General features: G+C 74.4%; 22 protein-coding genes. 6 read left to right on the forward strand and 16 right to left on the reverse strand.

The window, feature by feature from the left end:
- The first annotated feature begins 33 nt into the window (after positions 1-33).
- Entirely contained in the window at positions 34-894 is an 861-nt protein-coding gene (locus VK640_12995) for an HAD-IB family hydrolase (protein HTE74100.1), read from the forward strand.
- Positions 895-1350: 456 nt separating this feature from the next.
- On the opposite strand, the gene VK640_13000 is transcribed toward VK640_12995, so the two are convergent.
- The 14 genes from VK640_13000 to VK640_13065 form a co-directional block, all read right to left on the reverse strand.
- Entirely contained in the window at positions 1351-2631 is a 1281-nt protein-coding gene (locus VK640_13000; protein HTE74101.1) for a lysophospholipid acyltransferase family protein, read from the reverse strand.
- Positions 2624-3655 carry an SDR family oxidoreductase gene (locus tag VK640_13005; GenBank protein ID HTE74102.1) on the reverse strand — a complete coding sequence of 344 codons (1032 nt, stop codon included), beginning with the start codon at positions 3653-3655 and terminating at the stop codon, positions 2624-2626. The genes VK640_13000 and VK640_13005 overlap by 8 nt, the downstream gene beginning before the upstream one ends.
- 61 nt (positions 3656-3716) lie before the next feature.
- Positions 3717-3815 carry an AURKAIP1/COX24 domain-containing protein gene (locus tag VK640_13010; protein ID HTE74103.1) on the reverse strand — a complete coding sequence of 33 codons (99 nt, stop codon included), beginning with the start codon at positions 3813-3815 and terminating at the stop codon, positions 3717-3719.
- Between the two features lie 188 nt (positions 3816-4003).
- Positions 4004-4216 (reverse strand): helix-turn-helix domain-containing protein, encoded by a 213-nt coding sequence (locus VK640_13015; protein ID HTE74104.1) that lies wholly within the window; start codon positions 4214-4216, stop codon positions 4004-4006.
- A 274-nt stretch (positions 4217-4490) separates the two neighbouring features.
- Complete coding sequence (locus VK640_13020; GenBank protein HTE74105.1) at positions 4491-5156, reverse strand: alpha-ketoglutarate-dependent dioxygenase AlkB; 666 nt, start codon at positions 5154-5156, stop codon at positions 4491-4493.
- A 52-nt stretch (positions 5157-5208) separates the two neighbouring features.
- Positions 5209-6006 carry a phosphatase gene (locus VK640_13025; GenBank protein ID HTE74106.1) on the reverse strand — a complete coding sequence of 266 codons (798 nt, stop codon included), beginning with the start codon at positions 6004-6006 and terminating at the stop codon, positions 5209-5211.
- A complete protein-coding gene (locus VK640_13030) occupies positions 6003-7190 on the reverse strand; it encodes an acetoin utilization protein AcuC (GenBank protein HTE74107.1) in 1188 nt (395 codons plus the stop codon). Before VK640_13030 ends, VK640_13025 begins: the two co-directional genes overlap by 4 nt.
- Before the next feature lie 28 nt (positions 7191-7218).
- A complete protein-coding gene (locus VK640_13035; GenBank protein HTE74108.1) occupies positions 7219-8403 on the reverse strand; it encodes an ABC transporter permease in 1185 nt (394 codons plus the stop codon).
- On the reverse strand, positions 8400-9137 hold the full coding sequence (locus tag VK640_13040; protein ID HTE74109.1) for an ABC transporter ATP-binding protein: 738 nt from the start codon (positions 9135-9137) through the stop codon (positions 8400-8402). The genes VK640_13035 and VK640_13040 overlap by 4 nt, the downstream gene beginning before the upstream one ends.
- Positions 9134-10483 carry an efflux RND transporter periplasmic adaptor subunit gene (locus VK640_13045; GenBank protein HTE74110.1) on the reverse strand — a complete coding sequence of 450 codons (1350 nt, stop codon included), beginning with the start codon at positions 10481-10483 and terminating at the stop codon, positions 9134-9136. The genes VK640_13040 and VK640_13045 overlap by 4 nt, the downstream gene beginning before the upstream one ends.
- 4 nt (positions 10484-10487) lie before the next feature.
- A complete protein-coding gene (locus VK640_13050; protein HTE74111.1) occupies positions 10488-11195 on the reverse strand; it encodes a sulfotransferase family 2 domain-containing protein in 708 nt (235 codons plus the stop codon).
- Positions 11196-11201: 6 nt separating this feature from the next.
- Positions 11202-11585: a cold shock domain-containing protein gene (locus tag VK640_13055; protein HTE74112.1), complete on the reverse strand. Its 384-nt coding sequence runs from the start codon at positions 11583-11585 to the stop codon at positions 11202-11204.
- Positions 11586-11692: 107 nt separating this feature from the next.
- A complete protein-coding gene (gene larE, locus VK640_13060) occupies positions 11693-13147 on the reverse strand; it encodes an ATP-dependent sacrificial sulfur transferase LarE (protein ID HTE74113.1) in 1455 nt (484 codons plus the stop codon).
- 42 nt (positions 13148-13189) lie between these two features.
- Positions 13190-13837, reverse strand: a complete 648-nt coding sequence (locus VK640_13065) for a hypothetical protein (protein ID HTE74114.1) — start codon at positions 13835-13837, stop codon at positions 13190-13192.
- 134 nt (positions 13838-13971) lie between these two features.
- Between VK640_13065 and VK640_13070 the strand changes: the two genes are divergently transcribed.
- Entirely contained in the window at positions 13972-15279 is a 1308-nt protein-coding gene (locus VK640_13070) for an MFS transporter (protein ID HTE74115.1), read from the forward strand.
- Here VK640_13070 and VK640_13075 read toward each other — a convergent pair.
- Positions 15242-16246, reverse strand: a complete 1005-nt coding sequence (locus VK640_13075; protein HTE74116.1) for a sulfotransferase — start codon at positions 16244-16246, stop codon at positions 15242-15244. The two genes, VK640_13070 and VK640_13075, sit on opposite strands and share 38 nt — an antisense overlap.
- 56 nt (positions 16247-16302) lie before the next feature.
- On the opposite strand from VK640_13075, the gene VK640_13080 reads away from it, so the two are divergent.
- Both VK640_13080 and VK640_13085 read left to right on the forward strand, forming a co-directional pair.
- On the forward strand, positions 16303-18708 hold the full coding sequence (locus VK640_13080; protein ID HTE74117.1) for a helicase C-terminal domain-containing protein: 2406 nt from the start codon (positions 16303-16305) through the stop codon (positions 18706-18708).
- Positions 18709-18865: 157 nt separating this feature from the next.
- Entirely contained in the window at positions 18866-19021 is a 156-nt protein-coding gene (locus VK640_13085) for a hypothetical protein (GenBank protein ID HTE74118.1), read from the forward strand.
- A gap of 74 nt (positions 19022-19095) precedes the next feature.
- Here VK640_13085 and VK640_13090 read toward each other — a convergent pair whose 3' ends face one another.
- On the reverse strand, positions 19096-20184 hold the full coding sequence (locus VK640_13090; GenBank protein ID HTE74119.1) for a sulfotransferase: 1089 nt from the start codon (positions 20182-20184) through the stop codon (positions 19096-19098).
- Between the two features lie 93 nt (positions 20185-20277).
- Here VK640_13090 and VK640_13095 point away from each other — a divergent pair, with 93 nt between their 5' ends.
- Together VK640_13095 and VK640_13100 are read left to right on the forward strand one after the other, a co-directional pair.
- Positions 20278-21339 carry a sensor histidine kinase gene (locus VK640_13095; protein ID HTE74120.1) on the forward strand — a complete coding sequence of 354 codons (1062 nt, stop codon included), beginning with the start codon at positions 20278-20280 and terminating at the stop codon, positions 21337-21339.
- Positions 21336-21998 carry a response regulator transcription factor gene (locus VK640_13100; protein HTE74121.1) on the forward strand — a complete coding sequence of 221 codons (663 nt, stop codon included), beginning with the start codon at positions 21336-21338 and terminating at the stop codon, positions 21996-21998. The genes VK640_13095 and VK640_13100 overlap by 4 nt, the downstream gene beginning before the upstream one ends.
- Positions 21999-22008: the final 10 nt, after the last annotated feature.

Genomic DNA, 22008 nt, shown 5'->3' on the forward strand with positions numbered 1-22008 from the left:
CGCAGTCTGGCACAGGGCCTACGCTCTGCGGTCATGGCGAAGCAGGCCGACCGGGACGCGCTCGCGGCCGGTCGCGCCTCTGCCGCCGCCGCCGCGGTCGAGGCCGCGCTGCAGGTGCCGCCGGACCCGCACGCGGCCGCCTTCTTCGACGTCGACAACACGGTGATGCAGGGTGCGTCGATCTTCCATCTGGCCCGCGGCCTCTACGCCCGCGACTTCTTCACCGCCCGCGACATCGGCCGGTTCGCGTGGGCGCAGGCCAAGTTCCGGGTCGTCGGGCGCGAGGACATGGGAACCGTGCACGAGGCCCGGGAGACCGCGCTGTCCTTCGCCGCGGGGCACACCGTCGCCGAGCTGACCACGATCGGCGAAGAGGTCTTCGACGAGGTGATGGCCGCGAAGGTGTGGCCGGGCACCCGGGCGCTGGCCCAGATGCACCTCGACGCCGGGCAGCGGGTCTGGCTGGTCACCGCGACGCCGGTCGAGGTGGCCACGGTCATCGCCCGGCGGCTCGGCCTGACCGGCGCCCTCGGCACGGTCGCCGAGACCGTCGACGGCGTCTACACCGGCCGGCTGGTCGGCGAGATCCTGCACGGCGAGGCGAAGGCCGAGGCCGTCCGCGCGCTGGCCGACCGCGAGGGGCTCGACCTGCGCGCCTGCGCGGCGTACTCCGACTCGGCCAACGACATCCCGCTGCTCTCCCTCGTCGGCCAGCCGTGCGCGATCAACCCGGACAGCAAGCTGCGGGCGCACGCCCGGGAGCAGGGATGGCGGGTCCGCGACTACCGCACCGGGCGCAAGGCGGCCAAGGTCGGCCTGCCCACCGCCGCGGGGCTGGGGGCCGCCGCAGGCGCGGTCGCCGCGGCGCTGTCGGCCCGGCGCAGGCGGTCCTGACAGCGCTCCGGGGCGTCGGCCGAGTTGATTACGGGCGATGTGCCTGGTTACGGTCGAACATCGCGCGCTGTGCGTGACACGTTCGTCGCACCACGGGTATCCCCGAGCAGCTCCTCCTGCCCCTGAGGAGGTCCGGCGGCTCGGCGGGGACGACAGGCGGCGGCCTCGGCGACGCGTTGGGGGCACGGTCGACGGTGTCGGCGACACGGTTGACGGCGTCGGGGACGCGGTCGGCGGGGTGGCCGACGGCGTGGACGGCGTGCTCGACCCGGGCACCTCGCCCCTGGTGAGCAGCACCCCGCTGGCGACGAGCGCGCCGCTGCCGAGCCTCGACCCGTCGACGGTCACCTCACTCACCGCTGCCGACGGTCTGCGACTCGCTGCTCGGCGCCGAGACCTGCTGAGCCCGGACTGGCGGGCTTGCGGTGCAGATGGTGCGCCGCTTCCCCGCCAGCCCTAGAAGAAGATCGACCGGCGGGCCATCAGCAGCCGGTAGAGGGTGTGCTGGATCGTCTCGCGCACCTGGTCGGTGAGGTTGAAGACCAGCATCGGGTCGTCGGCCGCGCCGAGGCCGTGGCCGTCGGTCTGGATCGGCTCGCCGAACTCGATGATCCACTTGCTGGGCAGCGGGATCGCCCCGAGCGGGCCGAGCCACGGGAAGGTCGGCGTGACCGGAACGTAGGGCAGCCCGAGCAGCCGGGCCAGCGTCTTCATGTTGCCGATGATCGGGTAGATCTCCTCCGCGCCGACGATCGAGCACGGCACGATCGGGACGCCGGCCCGCAGCGCTGCGGACACGAACCCGCCGCGGCCGAAGCGCTGCAGCTTGTACCGCTCGGAGAACGGCTTGCCGATGCCCTTGAAGCCCTCGGGCCAGACGCCGACCAGCTCGCCCCTGTTCAGCAACCGCTCGGCGTCGGCGTTGCAGGCCAGCGTGGTGCCGGTCTTGCGGGCCAGCTCGCTCACGACCGGCGTCGAGAACACCAGGTCGGCACCGAGCATCCGCAGGTGGCGATGCCCGGGGTGATGGTCGAGCAGGGCGATCTGGGTCATGATCGAGTCGAGCGGGATGGTGCCCGAGTGGTTGGCCACCAGGAGCGCGCCACCCTCGACCGGCACGTTCTCCAGCCCGCGGGCCTCGACCCGGAAGTAGCGCTCGTAGAGCGGCCGGACGAGAGCCAGCAGCACCTTGTCGGTCAGCTCCGGGTCGAAGCCGAACTCGTCCACCTGGACGTCACCGGTGAGCCGGCGGCGGGCGAACGCGAGCACCGCGGCCAGCTTGCGCTCCCACTCCGGCAGGGCGGCGGTGGCGGCAGCCAGCGTCGCCTCGGCCGGCTCGGCCGTCGGCGACGTGCCGGCAGCCGCGTCGGAGCGCGCGGACCGGGGCCGGCGTCGGGACGCCGGCCGCTTGGCCGCCGCTCCGGTCGGTCTTCCGGCGGACGAGTCGGAGGAGGCGGATGAGCCCGAGGAGGCCGACGAGCTGGACGGGTCCGACGAGCCGGACGACGAGCCGGAGGGGTCCGACGAGGCGGACGGAGCCGGCGGAGCGGAGGGCGCCGGCCGGCGCGTCTGACCAGGGTCGACGACCGGGTCGTCCCCGGCACCCTCGATCAGCGGGCTGCGCCGCCGGCGCGCCCGCTCGCCACCGGCACGGCTGGCCCCCGCGGCTACCGCGTCCGCGGCGCGGCGGGAGGGGCGGTCGCCGCCGCCGATCGGGATGACCCGGGCGTCAGGCACGAGTCACCTCGCGGGCTCCGGGCGACCGGCCGACGACGTCGAGCACCGTGCGCTCCACGGCCTCGACGGTGTCTGCCGACAGCGGCCCGTGCAGCCCCTGCCGCGCCACGAAGTCGTCGAACGCCTCGCGCGTCGAGTAGCGCGGCTCGAAGCCGAGCACGTCGCGCATCCGGCTGGTGTCGACCACCCGGCCGTAGGCGAGGAAGCGCATCTGCTCCGGCGAGAAGTCCGCGACGCCGAGCCGCTTGAGCGCGCCGCCGATCCACGGCGCAGCGGGCTGCGGGAGCGGCACGGAGGGGCGCCCGGCGCGGCGGATCGCCTGCGACAGCAGCATTACGCCGTCACCGGCGATGTTGAAGGTGCCCCCGTGGTCGCCGAGGGTGGCCCGCCACAGCACCTCGAGGCCGTCCCGCTCGTGCACGAACTGCATCCGCGGGTCGAAGCCCAGGACGGTCGGCACGACCGGCAGCGAGAAGTACTGGGTCAGCGGGGTGCGCACCTTGGGGCCGACGAAGTTGGCGAACCGCAGCGTCGTGACCGCCACGTCGGGGCGGCGGCGGGCGAACCCGCGGACGTACCCCTCGACCTCCACCGAGTCCTTCGCGTAGCCCGAGCGGGCCAGCGCGTTGGGCTCCAGGTCCTCGGTGAACATCGCCGGGTCGCGCGGCGACGAGCCGTAGACGGCGGTCGACGACTTCACGACCAGCTTGCGCACGCTGGGCGCCTTCTGGCACGCGGCGAGCAGCTGCATCGTGCCGATGACGTTGATCTCCTTCATGGTCGCCCGGCCACCCGCGTCGAGCGGGGTGGAAAGGACGGCCATGTGGACCACGGTGTCGACCTCGGCCTGCGCGATCACCTTGCCGATCACCGGGTTGCGGATGTCGGCGCGCACGAACTCCGCGTCACCCAGGTCGGTCTTGGGCGGGACGACGTCCACGCCGATCACCCGGGTGATGTCGGGGTCGGCCTGCAGCAGCTGGGTGAAGCGCCCGCCCAGGTAGCGCGAGACACCGGTGACCATGACCACCCGTGCCACTGCGCGCTCCCTTCCTCCAGGCCCGGGCGACGGCCCGGGCCGCGGGCTACTTCTTGTTGCGACGCTGGACGCGCGTCTTCTTCAGCAGCTTGCGGTGCTTCTTCTTCGCCATGCGCTTGCGGCGCTTCTTGATGACGGAACCCACGAAAGGACCTTCGTTTCGACGTGTTTCAGGACGATTGCCGTGCGCGGGCGGGCGAGAACACGCCCCGCGCTACCCACCGGTCACTCTACCCGGACGCCGGAGGACGGCCGACCGGGGCGGGACCGGCACGGTCGACGTGCCAGTGCACCGTCCACCGCGCCGGCGGACGGGGTCGGTCGCCGATGCCGTCAGGCGGTCTCGACGTAGGACTGGTCGAGGTAGTCGTGCACGGCCTTCTCGGGCACCCGGAAGGACCGGCCGACCCGCACGGCGGGCAGCGTGCCCGCGTGGACGAGTCGGTAGACGGTCATCTTGGACACCCGCATGAGCGAGGCGACCTCGGCGACGGTGAGGAACGTGACCTCCGACAGAGGACGTTCGCTGGGACCCTGAGCAGCCACGACGCACCAGACCTTCAGCACGTGACGGGCCGCCGGCTTCCCCTCCGGCAGCACACAGACGTACGCGCTCTGGGGCCAGAGTAGGTGCGGATGTGCCCCATGGGAAAGGGGTGACCGAAATCAGCCGACCCTCGTACGCCGCCAGGTCACCCGTTCGGCGCCATCCCAGGTGCTGGCCCGCCACTCGACGGAGATCGTTTGCGACCTCCTGCAGGGCGACACGCCGCTGCGATGGTGTGTCGCGGACGCCGACGTCGCAGCGGATCTCGGGACCTCAGCGGTAGCGGGTGCCCAGCGGCTCGGCCGGCGGGCGGTCGCCGTCGAGGTGGGCGGTGTGCCGCAGCGTGATCGACATCCGGGGGCCGACGGCACGGGCGTCCTTGGGCACGGTGTGCTCCCACTCGTGCTGGCAGGCGCCGCCCATGACGACCAGGTCGCCGTGCCCCGGGTGGAGCTCGAGCCGCGTCCGCCCGCCCACCGGGCGCAGCAGGAAGCGCCGCCGGGAGCCGAGCGAGACGGTCGCCACCAGCGGGTTGCGGTGGCTGTGCCGGTTGCGGTCGCCGTGCCAGGCGACGCTGTCGCGGCCGTCGCGGTAGAGGTTGACCCAGATCCGGTCGAAGGCCACCCGGTAGCGCTCGGAGAGGGCAGTGGCGATGTCGCGCAACGCGGCGGGCAGCTCGTCCGACGTCGCGTCAGTGGTCCAGCCGGCGGTGAGCCGTGGCTCGGGCAGCCGTCGGTCGTACATCTCGACGGTGCGCTGGGTGAACCGACCGGTGGCGACCAGCTCGGCGAACAGCTCGTCGGAGCCGGCCAGCCAGCCCGGCTCGTGCTCGACCCAGGACCGCTCGTCCAGGTCGAGACGGCGCAGCCCGGTGAAGCCCCCGTCGACAGCCGGCCGGCCGCCGTCGAAGAGCGAGCCCTGCAGCCCGATCTCGGTCATGTCCCGACCGTACGTCGCGCGGCCGACAACGACCGGGTGCTCCACCGCGGGGTCAGTCCAGACCGGCGGCGGCGAGCAGGTAGGCGGTGACCGGCTGGTAGAGGTGCGGCGGCACGTTGTCGTCGAGCGGCACCGCCACGGCGACCTTGCCCTCCTTCTCGCCGACGAACAGCGCCGGGTCGTTCGAGTCGGCGAAGCCCACCGAGGTGACGCCGGCCTCGCCGGCACCCCCCACCCAGCCGTGGTCGCCCACCACGAGGTCCGGCAGGTCAACCCCCTCGTCGCGCAGCGCCGCGAGGATGCCCTCCATCGGCCGGGCCGAGTGCGTGTGGTTGAGCTCGCCGCGGGTGCTGACCATCGCGACGTCGGCGACATAGCGGATCCGCCGGGTGACCCGGCCGACGCGGGTGGTGGTCTCGTAGCCGAAGCCGGCCGCCGGCGTCAGCACCTCGGTGCCTGCTCGCCGCAGCCCGGCGGCCACCGCGAGGTGCACCGGGAGCAGGCCCGCCGGGTGCCCGGTGGCGACGACCACCCGCGCTCCCGGCCGGGCCGCCGACCGCAGGTGGCCGGCCATCCGGTCCAGCCCGTCGATCGTCAGGTCCGGGTCGATCCGGTCCGGTCCGCGCAGGTAGCCGGCGTCCGGCGACACCCCCACCCGCTCGGCCATCAGGGCCAGGATGTCGCCGAGCCCCCACGACCCGGCGAAGGTGAGCCCGAACATCGCCTTCGACACCCCGGCCGCCAGGAAGCCGTACTTCAGCAGGTTGTCCTCGCGCGAGGTCGCCACGTCACCCGCGATGCGCGACTCGACGAGGTGGGCGCCCAGTGCTGCCCGGTCCGGTGCCGTCACAGTGCGAGCAGCCCGCCGAGGCCGTGCGACGGGAAGACCGCCCGCTGGGTGGCCAGGACCGCGCGGTCCACCGGGTCGGCCGGGTCGAACCCGTCGTGCCAGTCGGCCCAGGTGGGCGTGCGTCCGTCGGTCATCCGCTGCGGGGGCGTCAGGCCGTAGCGCTCGACGACGTACTCCCGCCATCCCTCCGGCACGTCGGTCGCCGGGTCCAGCGGCGTGCCGGCGGCCACCGCCAGCAGGTGGGTCCAGGCTCGCGGCACCACTTGGGCGAGCTCGTAACCGCCGCCCCCACACGCGACCCACCGGCCGCCGGCGTGCTCGTGCGCGAGGTCGTGCAGAGCGAGGTACGACCGGCGCTGGCCGTCGACGGTCAGGCCGAGGTGGGCCAGCGGGTCGAGCAGGTGGCTGTCGCAGCCGTGCTGGGTCACGAGCACCTGGGGGCGGAACTCGGCGAGCAGCGGCGGCACCACCGCGTGGAAGGCGCGCAGCCAGCCGGGGTCGATGGTGCCGGGCGGCAGCGCGACGTTGACGGCCGAGCCGTCGGCGGCCGGGCCGCCCACGTCGTCCGGGAAGCCGGTGCCGGGGAAGAGATAGCGCCCGCTCTCGTGCAGTGACACCGTCAGCACCCGCGGCTCGTCCCAGAACGCGCGCTCGACGCCGTCGCCGTGGTGCACGTCGACGTCGACGTAGGCGACCCGCTCGGCGCCCTGCTCGAGCAGCCAGGCGATCGCCACGGCGGGGTCGTTGTAGACGCAGAAGCCGCTGGCCGCGCCGGGCATCGCGTGGTGCAGGCCGCCGGCGACGTTGACCGCGTGCTCGACCTCGCCGGCCCACACCGCGCGGGCGGCCTCGACGGTCGCGCCGACCACAAGTGCCGAGGCCTCGTGCATGTCCCGGAACGCCGGGGTGTCGGCGCTGCCGATGCCGTGCGAGAGGTCGGGGTGCGACGGGTCGGCGCCGGCCTTCTTGACCGCCGCGACGTAGTCCGCGTCGTGCACAAGACCGATCAGGTCGTCCGTCGCCGGCTCGGGCCGCACCATGCGGACGGCCGGCAGGTCGAGCACGCCCAGGTCGCGGGCCAGCCGCATCGTGAGGTCGAGCCGCAGCGGGTTGAGCGGGTGCTCGGGGCCGAGGTCGTAGCCGAGGACGGCCTCGTCCCACGGCACCAGCACCGTCCCGCTCATGCTCGTCACGCTACCCGGGGCCACCTGGTCACTCGGTGCGGAGGGCGACCACCGGGTCCAGGCGTCCGGCCCGGCGGGCGGGTGCGACACCGAAGAAGATGCCGACCGCGGCCGACACCCCGAAGGCGAGGACCGGTGACCACCACGCGATGACCGCGGGGAGCGGCGACACCGAGCTCACCAGCAGCGAGGCGCCGACGCCGAGCCCGATCCCGATCAGCCCGCCGACGACGCAGAGCAGCACCGCCTCGATGAGGAACTGCAGCAGGATGTCGCGCTGCCTGGCGCCCAGCGCCTTGCGCAGCCCGATCTCGCGGGTCCGCTCCCGGACGCTGACCAGCATGATGTTGGAGACCCCGACGCCACCGACGAGCAGCGAGATCGCGGCGATGGCGGCGAGCACGAGGGTGAGCAGGCTGAGGATGCGCCCGATGGTGCCGAGGATCTGGGTCTGCGTGACCGCCGAGAACTCCTCGCCCTGGTAGGTCTCCTTCAGCGCCGACACCAGCTGCGGCCTCAGCTCCTCGACCCGGTCAGCTGTCGGGGCCTTCACGGCGAGGGCGTCGATCCGGTCCACGCCGAAGAGCCGTTGCGCGGCGGTCACCGGGATGTGCACCTCGGAGTCGCGGTCGACCCCGAAGGTCGACCCGACCTTCTCGAAGACGCCGATGACCCGGAACCGCACCCCGGCGATCGTCACCTGGCGGCCCAGCGGGTCCACGTCGCCGAACACCTTGGTCACGACCGAGCTGCCGAGCACGGCGACGCGGCGGCGGGTGTCGACGTCGGAGGCGGTGATGTACTCGCCGCGGGCCAGCCGCCGGTCGAAGACGTTGGGCACGTTCTCGTTGACGCCGTTGACGGTGACGAAGGCCGTACGTCGCCCGACCCCGACCGTCTCGCCCGACGCGACCGACACCGCGACCCGGTCGCGGTCCCCGACGACCCGGCCGAGCGTCTCGACGTCGTCGAGGGTCAGCCGGCTCACCGACGGCGCGGAGCCGAACTCGAACTTGCCCGGCACCACGATGATGATGTTGGAGCCGAGGCCCTCGACCTGCTGCTCGACCTCCTGCTTGGCGCCGGCGCCGAGCGCCACCAGGATCACCACCGCGGCGACGCCGATGACGACGCCCAGCATGGTCAGCGCGCTGCGCAGCCGGTTGGCGCGCAACGCGTCCAGCGCGACCCGGAACGCCTCGCCGGTCCTCACGACGGCACCGCCGTGCTGCCTGCGTGGGACACGCCGCCGTCGTCGGACTCGACCAGCCCGTCCCGCAGGGCGACCCGGCGTCGGGCCATCGCGGCCACCTCGAGGTCGTGGGTGACGACCACGACCGCGACGCCGCGCTCGGCGTTGAGCCGCTCGAGCACCGCCATCACCTCGGCGCCGCTGCGGGTGTCGAGGTTGCCGGTCGGCTCGTCGGCCAGCAGCAGGGTCGGCTCGCCGACCAGCGCCCGCGCGATCGCCACCCGCTGCTGCTCGCCGCCGGACAGCTGCCCGGGCCGGTGGCCGAGCCGGTGCCCGAGACCGACCGACTCGAGGGCGGCTGCCGCCCGGTCGCGACGGGCCGACCCACGCACGCCGCGGTAGACCAGCGGGAGCGAGACGTTGTCCAGGGCGCTGGTGCGGGTGAGCAGCTGGAAGGACTGGAACACGAAGCCGATCGTGCGGTTGCGCAGGGTCGCCAGCTCGGAGTCCGACATGGTCGACACGTCGCGCCCACCCACCCGCAGGGTGCCCGAGGTCGGCCGGTCGAGGCAGCCGAGCAGGTGCATGAGCGTCGACTTGCCGGACCCCGAGGGACCGACGATGGCGACGTACTCGCCCTCGTCGACGCGCAGGCTGACGCCCCGCAGCGCCTCGACCGAGACTCCGTCGAGCTGGTAGCTGCGCCGCACGTCCACGGCCTCGGCGGCCGCGAGCGTCGCGACGGGGCCGGTCACGGGACCTGCTGCCCCTCGCGGACCCGGTCGGCGCCGCGCACCACGATCCGCTCCCCCTCCTCGAGCCCCTCGAGGACCTCGATCCGGCTCTCGCCCTGCGCCCCCAGACGCACCGGGCGCTGCCGGACGGTGCCGTTGGTCACCGCCCACACCACGTCCCGCTGCCCGTCGCGGAAGACGGCCGGCGCAGGGACCGCCACCACGTCCCTGGCGGTGCGCACCCGCAGGTCGACGACCGCGCTCATGCCCGGCCGCGGGACCGGCGCGGTCTCACCGGCCGCGGTGGTGCCGCGGTCGAGGGAGAGTCGCACGACGTAGCTCACGCCGCCGCGCGTCGACGTGGTCGGCGTCGGGTCGATCGCGGTGACCGTCGAGTCGTAGGTCGCGTCGGGCACCGCGTCGAGCTCCGCCGTTGCGACGACGCCCGGGTCGACCAGCAGCACGTCGGTCTCGTCCACCTGCGCGGTGAGCGACAGGGTCGACGCGTCGGTCACCGTGACGAGCTGCTGCCCGGAGCTGACCGGAGCCCCTTCGGCGACGGTCGAGGTGACCGTGCTGCCGCCGCTGGAGCCGCCGAGCGCCGCGCCGGCCTGCGACTGCAGGCTCTCCGGCAGCTGCGAGACCAGGTCGTCGGTGCCCGACGCGCTGTCGCCGTCACCGCCGCCGAGGGACACCGTGCCGGCGATCGGTGCGCGGACGGTGAGGGCAGCCACCGTGCGGCGGGCCGCCTCGACGGCCGCCCGGGTCTGCACCCGCTGGGCGGCCGAGAGGGCGGCCACCGCGTCGGAGAGCGACCCGATGCCGGCCGCGAGCTGGGCGGCGGCCTGGTCGGCCTGGGCGCGGGCCGCGTCGTACTGCGTCTGCGAGACCCGCAGCGCGGCGAGCGCCCGGGCCCGGGCCCGCGGGTCCGGAATGCGCTCGGCCGCCGCCCGTGCCCGGTCGAACGCCCGCTGCGCGGTGACGTCGGCCGCCGTGGTGCCGGCCAGGGTCGGGACCGACCCGCCCGTCCCGGCCGACGCCGCCTGCGCGTCGGCCCGCAGCGCCTGGCGCAATGCGCGCCGGGCCGAGGGCGACTCGATGCGCAGCAGCACCTGGCCGCGCCGGACCTGCGCGCCGTCACGGACCCGCAGCTCGGCGACCACGCCGTCGGCCGCGGAGCTCACCGACGCGGTGGCCCGCGCCGCCACGACCGCCGGGGCCTCGACGACCTCGGTCACCGTCGCGCGGCCGACAGCGGCGACCCGCACGTCGGACGAGTCGTCGCCTGAGCAGCCGGCGAGCAGGAGGGCCAGCGCGACGCCGGTCGCAGCCCAGGGGGCCGCGCCGCCGCGCGCCGGTGGTCTCATCCGGTCATCGTAGGTTCGCCCGGAGCCGCCCGAGCAGGCCGCGGCCCTGGACCCAGCCACGCCGGCGGCGGACGTCCTCGCACAGGTCGAGCAGCCGGTAGTCCTTGTCGTAGTAGCGACGCAGTGCCGCGCGGGCTGTGTCGTCGATCTGGTCGCTGGACCAGTCCCCGGTGCGGTTCGCGGTCACCGGGTCGCGCGGCAGCTCGATGTAGTCCGGCACCTGGAGGATCCGCTGGAGGTTCTGCCAGTCGGCGTCCAGCGTCTCCTGCCGGCCGATGTACACGACCCGGTCGAGCCGGGGACGCAGGTCGGCCGGGCCACCCACGGTCCATGACTGGGACCGCAGGTGCCGGATCCGGCGCATCGCACGCTGGGCAGCGTGAGCCGTCTCCGGGTCAGGTGACTCCAGCGACACGGCCAGCTCCTGCGCCGAGGAGAACCGGGCGAACGCCTCGGCCTCCGCGTCCGTCCAGCGGAAGTGGTAGCGCGGCGCACCGCGCCGCTGACGAGCCGTGAAGCCGCTGAGGAAGCGGTCCACCGGGTCGCGGACGAAGAAGAACACGTGCTCCCGCGGCGGCAGCTCGGTCCACCGACGACGGTGGGGGTGCTCCACCAGCGGGCCGTACGGGGTGTCGGGCCAGCCGGCGTCCCGCAGGGCGTACTTGAGCGCCGACCCTCCGGTCTTGCCGACGTGCAGGAAGTGGAGTGCCACCGCCGGCTAGGCCTCGATGTCGTCCGCGACCGCGCGCAGCACGGCGGCGGTCTTGCGGGCCACCTGCCGGTCCGGGTAGCGGCCGCGGCGCAGGCCGTTGCCGACCCCGTCGAGCAGCTTGATCAGGTCCTCGACGATGACCGCCATGTCGTCGACCGGCTTGCGGCTGCTCGCGGTCACCGAGGGGATCGGGTCCAGCACGGTGACGGTGAGCGCCTGCTCGCCGCGCTTGCCGTCGACGATGCCGAACTCGACCCGGCTGCCCGGCTTGAGCGCCGGGACACCGGCGGGCAGCGCGGACTGGTGGACGAAGACGTCACCGCCGTCGTCGCGGGAAAGGAAGCCGAAGCCCTTCTCGGCGTCGTACCACTTCACCTTGCCGGTCGGCACGGGAGGACCTCTGATCTGTCTGTGCGGGTGGGGGACACGTCCGACGTACGTCGCCGACGCGGGTCGTCCAGCCTAACCGGCGGGGAGCCCCGCTGCGAGACAGTTGCTCAGCGGTAGGGCTCGGGGTCGGCCAGCAGGTCGTTCATCGACCCAGAACGGAACGGCTCGACCGACACGGCCTCGAACCCGGCGGCCAGGACGGCCGCAGCGACCCCGCCCTCGGCGGCGACGGACTCGACCAGCCCGGCGTCGACCTCCAGCCGGGCGGAGTCGCCGAGGTCGCGGACCCGCAGGTCACGCACCGGCAGGCCGGCGGTGGCCAGCGCCTCGCGCGCCGCCGCCTCGGCGCGGTCGACCCGCACCAGCCGGGCCGGGGTGATCTCGATGCCGTAGGCGACCCGGCTGGACAGGCAGGCGGCCGCCGGCTTGTCCCAGGTGGGCAGCCCCCAGCGACGACTGGCCTCGCGCACCTGGGCCTTGGTCAGCCCGGCGTCCAGCAGCGGCGTGACCGCCGCCCGCTCCGCTGCGGCCCGGATGCCCGGCCGGAAGCCGGCGACGGCGTCGTCGGCATTGGTGCCGGTCGCGACATGGGCCAGACCGTGCTCGGCGGCCAGCGGGCCGAGGACGTCGAGCAGCTCGGCCTTGCAGAAGTAGCAGCGGTCGCCGTCGTTGGCGCGGTAGCCGTCGCGGTCCATCTCGCGGGTGGTCGGCCGCAGGTGGCGCACGCCGAGGTCCGCGCTGAACGCGGCCGCCGCGTCGAGCTCGTGGCCGGGCAGGCTGGCGCTGACGGCGGTGGCAGCAGCGACGTCGTCAGCACCCAGGCTGCGTACGGCCGCAGCGAGCAGCAGCGCCGAGTCCGCACCGCCGGAGAACGCGACGAGCACCGAGCCCAGCTCGCGCAACCGCTCGTCGAGGGCCGCCAGCCGCAGCTCGAGGACGTGCTCGTCGAGCCACTCCGCGAAGCCGTGCAGGTCCTCCAGGACCACGTCGGCGCCGGCCGCGCGCAGCTCGTCGGCGCTCACCGGGCCGGTAGCGACCCCGACGCTGAGCGCATCGGACGCGCGGGCGCCGGCGACGTCGGCCACGTGGTCGCCGACATAGACCGTCGCACCGTGCTCGCGCAGCGCCTCGCCCTTGGCCGGTCCCCACCGCCACCCGACCACCTCGTCCGCCTCGATGCCGAGGTGCTCGAGGTGCAGTCGGGCGTTGGGCTCGTACTTCGCGGTCACCACGACGACCCGGCCGCCGTGTCGGTGCACGGCGGCGACAGCCTCGCGCGCGCCGCCCAGCAACTCGGTCGGCGTGATCGCCAGGTCGGGGTAGAGCGCGCGGAACCGGTCGGCCATCGGGGCCACCTGGTCGGCCGGGAACCAGTAGGCGAGCTCCTCGTCCAGCGGCGGTCCGAGCCGGCTCACGGCCGCCGCGCTGTCGATGTGCACGCCGGTCTCGGCCGAGAGGGCGTCGAGCGCCACCGCGATCCCCGGCCGCGAGTCGATCAGGGTCATGTCGAGGTCGAACCCGACGACCAGCGGCGGGGCGACGTGAGGGGACGGGCGCGACACCCGGTCAGCGTATGCGGCCGGGTGGCACCCCCATCACCATGATCAGGTGGTACGTCGCGGCTGCTCCTCGCGCAGGTCGACGCTGTCGCGACCGGTCTCCTCCGCCCTCGGCTGGTCGGTCGCGATGGTGCGGTCGGCCGGCATGCCCTCGTCGCGGCGGTCAGCGCCGTCGTCGAGGAGCAGCTCGAACAGCGCCCGGTAGTGCACGAACGCCTGGCGCAGGTCCTCGGTGTCGACCGGGTCCTGCCGGCTGCCGACGGAGTGCGCGGCGCGGTAGTGCTCGACCACCTCGGGGTGGTCCGCGGCCAGCATCTGCGACCGGGTGTCGAAGTCGTCGACCGGGTAACCGCGGTCGCGCATCACGGACTGGACGAGGCGGTCGGCCTCCCGGGTGGCCGCCGTGGGCGAGTCCACGAAGTCCGCCTGCACCCGGGTCCACTCGGCGCCGTAGCGCTCCCGCTCGGCCGGGTCCAGGGGTCGCACCTCGATGCTGTCGCGGCGGGAGGCCGTGTCGGCCAGCTGCTGCTCGGCCGCCTTGCGGTCGCCGTGCTCGTCGACGGCGCGGTCGTACTCGGGTCCGAAGCGGTCCTGGAGCCCCTCTCGTCGCTTCGCCTGCTGGGCACGCATCCAGACGGCGACGGCGACGGCGGCGAGAACCAGCAGGATGATGACGATGATCGCAGTGGTCATGGTGGACCTCCGGTAGCAGGTGTTCTTCCGCTACCCCGGCGGGACGTCGGGCATGCACCGACCGACCGACCGGCGCCTGCCGCGCCCCGCCAAACTCGGCTGAGACTGTCGGCCGGCGGTGGAAGGCTTGCCGGATGCCTGCGCAGAGCACCCGCCCGCCGATGCCGCGCAACGCGAGGCTGATGCTGGTCGGCGTCGCGATCGACGCGCTCGGCGTCGGGCTGGTGCTGCCGTTCCTCGTGATCTACCTGCACGAGGTCCGCGACATCTCGCTGCCGACCGTCGGCGTGCTGGCCGCGCTGCCCGCCGTCGTGGCGCTCGTGCTGGTCGGGCCGATCGGCATCCTGATCGACCGCCTCGGCCCGCGACGGGTGCAGATCGCCGCGGTGGTCTGCTCGGGCCTGGGTGCGCTGGCCCTGGCGGGGGCGGAGGGGGTCGGCGTGGCCGCCCTGGCGATGGTGCTGACCGGTGTCGGCCACGCCGCGTTCTGGCCGGCCAACCAGTCGCTGGTCGCCGCGGTGCTGCCCAGCGAGCAGCGCGCAAGGTTCTTCGGCGTCTCGTTCACGCTGCTCAACGCGGGCATCGGCATCGGCGGAGTCATCGGTGCCCTCTACGTGTCCGTCGACGATCCCTCGACGTTCACGACGGTCTATGTGCTCGACGCGGTCAGCTTCCTGGGGCCGTTGCTCGTGCTGTCCTGGCCCCTGCGCCACGTCGGCGGCCCGGTCGCGGTGCCCGACCACGCGGCGGACGGCGGGTCCTACCGCGAGGTGCTGGGCGACCCGGTGTTCCGCCGGCTGCTGGCCGTGGTCTTCTTCTCGGCGTTCGTCGGCTACGGGCAGCTCGAGGCCGGCTGGACGGCGTACAGCCGGGTGGTCGCCGAGGTGTCGACCCGCACGATCGGCATCGCCTTCGCCGTCAACACCGCGGTGATCGTGCTGCTGCAGCTGGTCGTGCTCAAGGCGATCGACGGACGCCGACGGACCCGGGTGCTCGGCCTTTTGGCGATCGTCTGGGCGGTGGCCTGGCTGGTCATGGGGCTGGCCGGCACGGTGCCCGGCACCACCGCGGCCGCCGTCCTCGTCGTGGTGTCGATCGGTGTCTTCGCCCTGGGTGAGACGCTGCTCTCCCCGGTCGCGCCGGCCATCACCAACGACCTGGCCTCCGAGCACCTGCGTGGGCGCTACAACGCGGCGGGCTCGCTGGCCTTCCAGGTGGCGGCGGTCGCCGCCCCCACGTCGGCCGGCTTCCTCATCGGCCACGACATGCCCGTGACGTACGTCCTCACGCTGCTGCTCGGGTCGGCGGCCTTCGGGGTGCTCGCGCTGCGCATGGAGCCCGTGCTGCCGCCCGCGGCCAACGGGCTGCACGTCGACGCGGCCGAGCTCGGCGCCACCGAGGGGCTCACGGCCGGCGCGCCAGCTCCTGCTGCCTCGTCGTGAGCCGGGCCGCGACCGGCTGGGTGGACCGGGCCGCGTCCCGGTCCTCCTCGGCCCAGCGCCGCCGTGTCGAGACGTGCCGGGCGAGGGCCGCTGCGACGTACCTGCCGAGGCGCACCGGGCCGGGGACGCGGCCGGCACCGCTGGGCCGGTAGCCCCACCGGGCCATCTTGCGACGCAGGACCAGCTCGATCAGGCCGATCTCCCACGGCTCGAGCTGGGAGCGCCACGCCTCGACCCGCGCCGTCGACACGTCGGAGCCCAGGTTGGCGTGCCACGTCTTCGACTCGGGCACGACGTGGCGGACCCGGGCCGGCTCGAGCATGGCGTCGTCGAAGTCCTCCTCGAGGAACTCGCACAGGTCGGTGAGCTCACGGCGCGGGTCGGCGACGAGCGACTCGTAGCGGACGACGTGGTAGGCGTCGGCCGGCAGCCGGCGGCGGTTGCGTCGCAGGCAGCACTCGGCGTGCGACCAGGTGGCCATCGCGCCGATGCTGTCGAAGGGCCACCACGGCATCCGCTTGAGCGAGGCGACGGTGGCCCGCGGGTCGCGGACGCAGTGCACGATCTGCGCGTCCGGGAAGAGCCGCAGGAGGACGTCGACCTCCTGGTAGTAGAGGGGGCGCTTGTCGCCCCACCGCGCCTTGCCCTGGGTGCGGGCGAACTCGGCGAAGACCGTGCCGAAGGCCGATCCCAGCGTCGCCGGCGCGGCCAGGATCGCCCGCCGGGTGGTCACCCGGTCCAGACCGAGGTGGGCCAGCCGGGACCCGCGGGTGCAGGACCGCGCCAGCCGGCGGCGCTGCTTGCGCGTCGTCAGGTCACCGAAGGTCGCCCGCTTGCGCCACAGGCGGGTGAGGAACCGGGTCTCGGGCGGCATCGCCAGCCGCGGGTGCGCGTGGATCATCAGCGAGAGCAGCGTGGTGCCCGACCGGGGGCACCCGACCACGAAGACCGGGCGGTCGCTGCTCACCGGCGTGAGGCTAGACGCCCCGGCCAGTGGGGCCGGCGCGGCGTACCGTTGTGCGGATGCCCACCCCCGGCCTGAGCGGCCGCCCGACGCTCGCGGGCGACCTGCGGTCGCGCGACGACGAGTCGCTCGCAGCGCTGCTCGCCGACCGGCCGGACCTCCTCGCGCCGGTGCCGACCGACCTCGGGTCCCTCGCGGCGCGCGCCACCACTAGGCCGTCCGTCCAGCGCGCCCTGGACCAGCTGGACCGCTTCACCCTGCAGGTGCTCGACGTGGTCGCGGTGTTGCCCGAGCCGTCGACCGACGCCGACGTCGAGGCGGCGCTCGGAGCCGACCCGACGCGTGCGCTGGCGACCCTGCACCGGCAGGCGCTGGTCTTCCGTGACGAGGACGGCGGGCTGCTGGTGCCGAGGACCGTGCTCGAGGTCGTGGGGACGCCGGCTGGTCTCGGCCCACCGGCCGACCAGGCGCTGCTCGCGTACGGGCCGCGGCGGCTGGCGGCGCTGGCGACCGACCTGGGGCTGCCCGCGAGCGGCGACCCGATGCAGCTGGTGGCCTCGGTCGCCGGCCTGCTCGGCGACCCCGACCAGCTGACCGGCCTGCTGGACCGGACGCACGAGCAGGCACCGGCCGCGAGCGAGGCGCTGGAGCGGATGGTGTGGGGGCCCCCGACCGGGCGGCTCGAGGGCGCGCACCGCGACGTCGACGCGACGACGGCCACCAGCCCGGTCGACTGGCTGCTCGCCCACGGGCTGCTGGTCGCGACCGACGCCCGGACCGTCGTGCTGCCCCGCGAGGTCGCGCTGCACCTGCGCGGAGGCCAGGTGCACCGCGAGGTGCAGCCCACGGAGCCGCCCCTCGCCACCACGCCTGCCGACGCGGCCCGGGGCGAGCGTGGCGCGGCCGGCGCTGCCGCGACCGTGCTGCGCCAGGTCGAGGACCTGCTCGACCTCTGGGCCAGCGACCCGCCCCGGGTGCTGCGCGCTGGTGGCACCGGGGTGCGCGACCGGGCCCGCACCGCGTCGGCGCTCGACGTGGACGAGCCCACGCTGGTCGTGCTGCTCGAGGTCGCCCACGCCGCGGGCCTGCTCGCGGCCGGCGACGACGGCGAGGACGAGGTGTGGCTGCCGACGGCAGGCTTCGACGACTGGCTCGACACGCCGCCGGCGGTCCGGTGGCTGGTGCTCGCCGAGGCGTGGCGCGACACCACCCGGGTGCCCGGCCTGGCCGTCGACGCCACGACCAAGGACCGGGCCGGCAAGCCGCTGGCCCCGCTCGGTCCGGAGCTGGACCGCACCCTGGCGCCGCTGGTGCGGTCGGCGGTCCTGGCCGAGCTCGCCTCGGTGCCGGCCGGCCAGGTCAGCACGGTCGGTTCGGTCACCGACCGGCTGCGCTGGCGGGCGCCCCGGCGCGGCGGGCGGCTGCAGGACGACCTGGTGGGCTGGACCGTGCGCGAGGCCGACCTGCTCGGGCTGTCGGCCGGCGGCGCCCTGTCGGAGGCCGGCCGGGCGTTCGCGACGGGTGACCGCCCGGCGGCGACCGCCGCGCTGTCGGCCGCGCTGCCGCCGCCGCTGGACCACGTGCTGCTGCAGGCCGACCTGACCGCCGTGGCGCCCGGCCCGCTCGAGGGCGAGCTGGCCCGTGCCCTCCGTCTGGTGTCGGACGTCGAGTCGACCGGCGGCGCGACGGTCTACCGGTTCTCGGCCGGCAGCGTGCGACGGGCGTTCGACGCGGGGTGGACGGCGGGCGACGTGCTCGAGCTGCTGGGCCGGCACTCCCGGACGCCGGTGCCGCAGCCGCTGACCTACCTGGTCGAGGATGTCGCGCGGCGGCACGGCCGGGTCCGGGTCGGGGCAGCGGCGTCGTTCGTGCGGTGCGACGACGAGGCGACGCTCGGCGAGCTCCTCGGTGACCGCCGGTGCGCGGCGCTGCGGCTGCGCCGCCTGGCGCCGACCGTGCTGTCGGCCCAGGCGCCGCCCGACGTCGTCCTGAGCCGGCTGCGCGAGATCGGCTACGCCCCGGCGGCCGAGTCGCCCGACGGTGAGCTCGTCGTGCGCCGGCCGGAGGCCCGCCGCGCGGCCGGCGGGTCACGCCGCCCGGCCGCCCGCGTCGTGCTGTCCGCACCGCAGCCGCAGCCGGCGCTGCTCACCGCCGCGGTCCGGGCCCTGCGCGCCGGCGAGCGGGTGGCGCGGGTCGGCGAGGTCAGCACGGGCGCCGGGTCGTCGCTGGTCAGCCGCCCGGCCGCCGACGTGCTGGCGATGCTGACCGCCGCTGCGGCGTCCGGCGAGTCGCTGCTCATCGGCTACGTCGACGCCGAGGGCCGCGGCAGCCGTCGGGTGGTCGAGCCGCTGGCGGTCGAAGGGGGCCAGGTGAGCGCGTACGACCACCTGCGTGGAGCGGTGCGCACCTTCGCGGTGCACCGCATCACCGGCATCACCGCGCTGGACGAGCAGCCCGCGCCCTGACCGGCACCGGAACTCGAGCGTCGGTGCGGTGAACCTGGTCGTCACCCGGGACGTCCTTGGTGTCGTGTTTGCCCTGTCCCGGGACGAGGTACAACCGGCCCACCACGGGTCTCGTCACGGGGAAGACTGGAGGTCCCCGATGCGCCGGGTCCAGGTCATGCGACGTGCTGCACGCCGTCCCCTCGCCGCGGACGAGACGGTGGAGAAGGCCGCCGGCCCCGTCCCCGAGAGCGCGCTGCACCGGCGCCGGGCCACCCGCGACGCCGACGTGGCCGGCACCGTGAGCCGCATCGACGAGGTCACGGCCCGCTGAGACGCCCCGGCGCGGTCCCTGCCGCGGTCCCAGGAGACGGCTCAGCGACGGCTCAGCGACGGCTCAGCGACGGCTCACCCGCGGTCGACGACCGGGCCGCGCAGCTTCGCCGACAACCGGTCTGCGGTGGCCAGCACCCAGGTGCGCAGCCGCAGCGAGGTGATCGCCAGCCGGTAGCGGGCCAGGTCGGTCGCCGGCACGTGCCCCACCTGCTCGGGCACCTCGTAGCCGTGGGCGCGCAGCCGAGAGCCGGCGACCCGTTCGACCAGCGCCAGCTCCCGGTCGGTGAGCAGCTCCCCGTAGGTGCCGACCCGACGGGGGCCGATGTAGGTGGCCGTGCGCCAGTGCCACTTCTTGCGCTGCCGCCGGGGCAGCTGCTTGGCCAGCTTCTGCGGCCGCAGCATGTCCTCGCTGAACTCCTCGCCGAGGAAGTCGCACAGGCCGCGCAGCACGGTCGGGTAGTCCTGCACCAGGTCCTCGTACCGCACCTCCACGAACGACCGGTCCGGCAGCCGTCGCGCGGCGCGGGTGCCGCAGTCGATCGAGTGGACCCAGATCGCGGTGGCCGCGATGTGGCCGCGGGTGAACCACTTCATCCGCTTGAGTGAGGCCACGCAGTCGCGGCCGTCGCGGACCAGGTGGACGAACTGCGCCTCCGGCCACATCGTGCGCAGCATGTCGATGTTGCGGAAGTAGGTCGGCTGCTTGTCGCCCCAGCGCGGCTTCCCGTGCTTCTGGGCGTAGGTCCGGTAGACCGCGCCGAACGCCGACCCGATCGTGGGGTCGCCGTCGATGACGGCCTGGCGGACCTGCTCACGGTCGACCCTCAGGTGGTTGAACTTGCGGCCCTTGCGCGCCACGATCTCGGCGGCCAGCCGGGCCCGGTTGTCGTCGTCGCGCAGGTCGCCGAACCTCAGCCGCTGGCGCCAGATCGGCACCAGGAAGCGGGTCTCGGGCGGGATGGCCAGCCGCGGGTGCGACGAGAGCATCAGCGTCAGCAGTGTGGTGCCGGACCGGGGGCAGCCGAGGATGAACACCGGCTCCGTCCAGCGGGTCGGCCCGGACAGCGCCGCGGGCACGACCCGGGCGGACGCGGTGGCAGGAGCCCGCGGCCGCTCGGGTACCGGTGACAGCGTGGGCTGGTCGGGCATGGGGTGGTCCATCGAGCCAACACGGTAGCGGGCCTACGTCGCCCGGCGTACCGGCACTACGGTCGCCTCGCCATGACTTCCTGGAGGCGCCCGGACCGTCGTGACATGGCCGTCGCGACGGTCGTCACCGTGCTCGAGGTCCTGGGCCCGCGGACCGGTCCACCCCGCGACGACCCGTCCGCCACGATCGCCGTCGCGGGGCTCGTCCTCGCGCTGGCTCAGGGCGTGCCCATCGCCTGGCGCCGATCGGCGCCCGAGACGGTGCTCTCTGTCGTCACGTCGGCCTTCGTGGCCCAGGCCTTGCTTCTCGAGCCGGTGCCGCCTTACGGCGCGTGGGTCGCTCTGGGATCCCTGGCCTTGCGCCGGGACAGCCGCACGACCGCCGCTGCCGTGGCCGGCGTGCTGGCAGGTGTGCTGGCCGGCTATCTCGGCGGCTTCGGCCGGACCGACGAGTGGGTGGTGCCGTCGCTGGTCACGGTCGCGGTGGCTGTGACGGCCCAGCTGGTGCGGGAGCGACGGGCCCGGATCGCCGCCGTCGCGGAGAATGCCGCGGTGCAGGAGCGCCTGCGCATCGCCCGCGACCTGCACGACTTGCTCGGCCACAGCCTCGGCGGCATCGCCGTGCAGTCGAGCACCGGGCGGCTGGCTCTCGACTCCGACCGACCGGAGGTCGCCAGGGACGCGCTGGCGCGCATCGAGGAGGCCAGTCGCTCCTCGCTGGCCGAGGTGCGCACCGTGCTCGGTGCCCTCCGCGACGTCGACTCGCCCGGGCTGGACTCCCTCGACGACCTGGTCCGCCGCGCAGGCGGCGAGGACCTTGCCGTGCGCCTGGACCGCAGAGGTGAACTCGACGCGGTGCCGGATGCCGTGGGCGAGGTGGCCTACCGGGTCGTCCAGGAGGCGCTGACCAACGCACGGCGTCATGCATCGCCATGCAGGGTCACGGTAACGCTCGACGGCTCCGTCGGCACCTTGTCGCTCGAGGTCGTCGACGACGGTGCCGGGTCATCGATCGGTGGCATGGCCCTGCGTGGCGGGCACGGGATCGCCGGCATGCGCGAGCGCGTCGAGGCGCTAGGCGGCACCCTGGAGGCTGGCCCGGCCACCGGTGCGGGCTGGCGGGTCCGAGCTGTGCTGCCGACGACCGGAGGAAGGGCGCGCCGATGATTCGCGTGGGCGTCGCCGACGACCAGGCCCTGGTGCGCGACGGCCTGCGCGCGCAGCTCGGTCTGGTCGGCGACATGGAGGTCGTGGGCGAGGCATCGACCGGCATCCAGGCGGTGGCACTCGCCCGGCGCGAGCTCCCGGACGTCCTGCTGATGGACGTCCGCATGCCCGAGATGGACGGCATCGAGGCGACTCGACAGATCTGTGCGGACACTGCTACCCGGTCGGTGTGCGTCGTGGTGCTGACGACCTTCGACGAGGACGAGAACGTCTACGCCGCCGTCCGCGCGGGCGCGAGCGGCTTCCTGCTCAAGGACGTCACGCCCGAGGCCTTGCACGAAGCGATCCGTGCCTGCGCAGCCGGCGAGGCGGTCGTGGCGCCGGCGGTGACCCGGCGGCTGCTCGACGAGATCGCCCGGCGGCCGGTGCCAGGTCGAGCCAGCAACCGGCTGGCCGACCTGACTCCGCGGGAGACCGAGGTGCTCGTGCTCGTCGCAGAGGGTCTGTCCAACAGCGAGATCTCCGGCCGACTCTTCCTCAGCCCCGCCACCACGAAGACGCACGTCAGCCGGGTCCTGACCAAGCTCGGTGCCCGCGATCGCGCCCAGCTGGTCGCCATCGCCTACGAGACCGGCCTAATTCGACCCACGGACGGCTAACCCCTGCCTC

This window comes from Actinomycetes bacterium (assembly GCA_035489715.1).
Classification (GTDB): domain Bacteria; phylum Actinomycetota; class Actinomycetes; order JACCUZ01; family JACCUZ01; genus DATHAP01.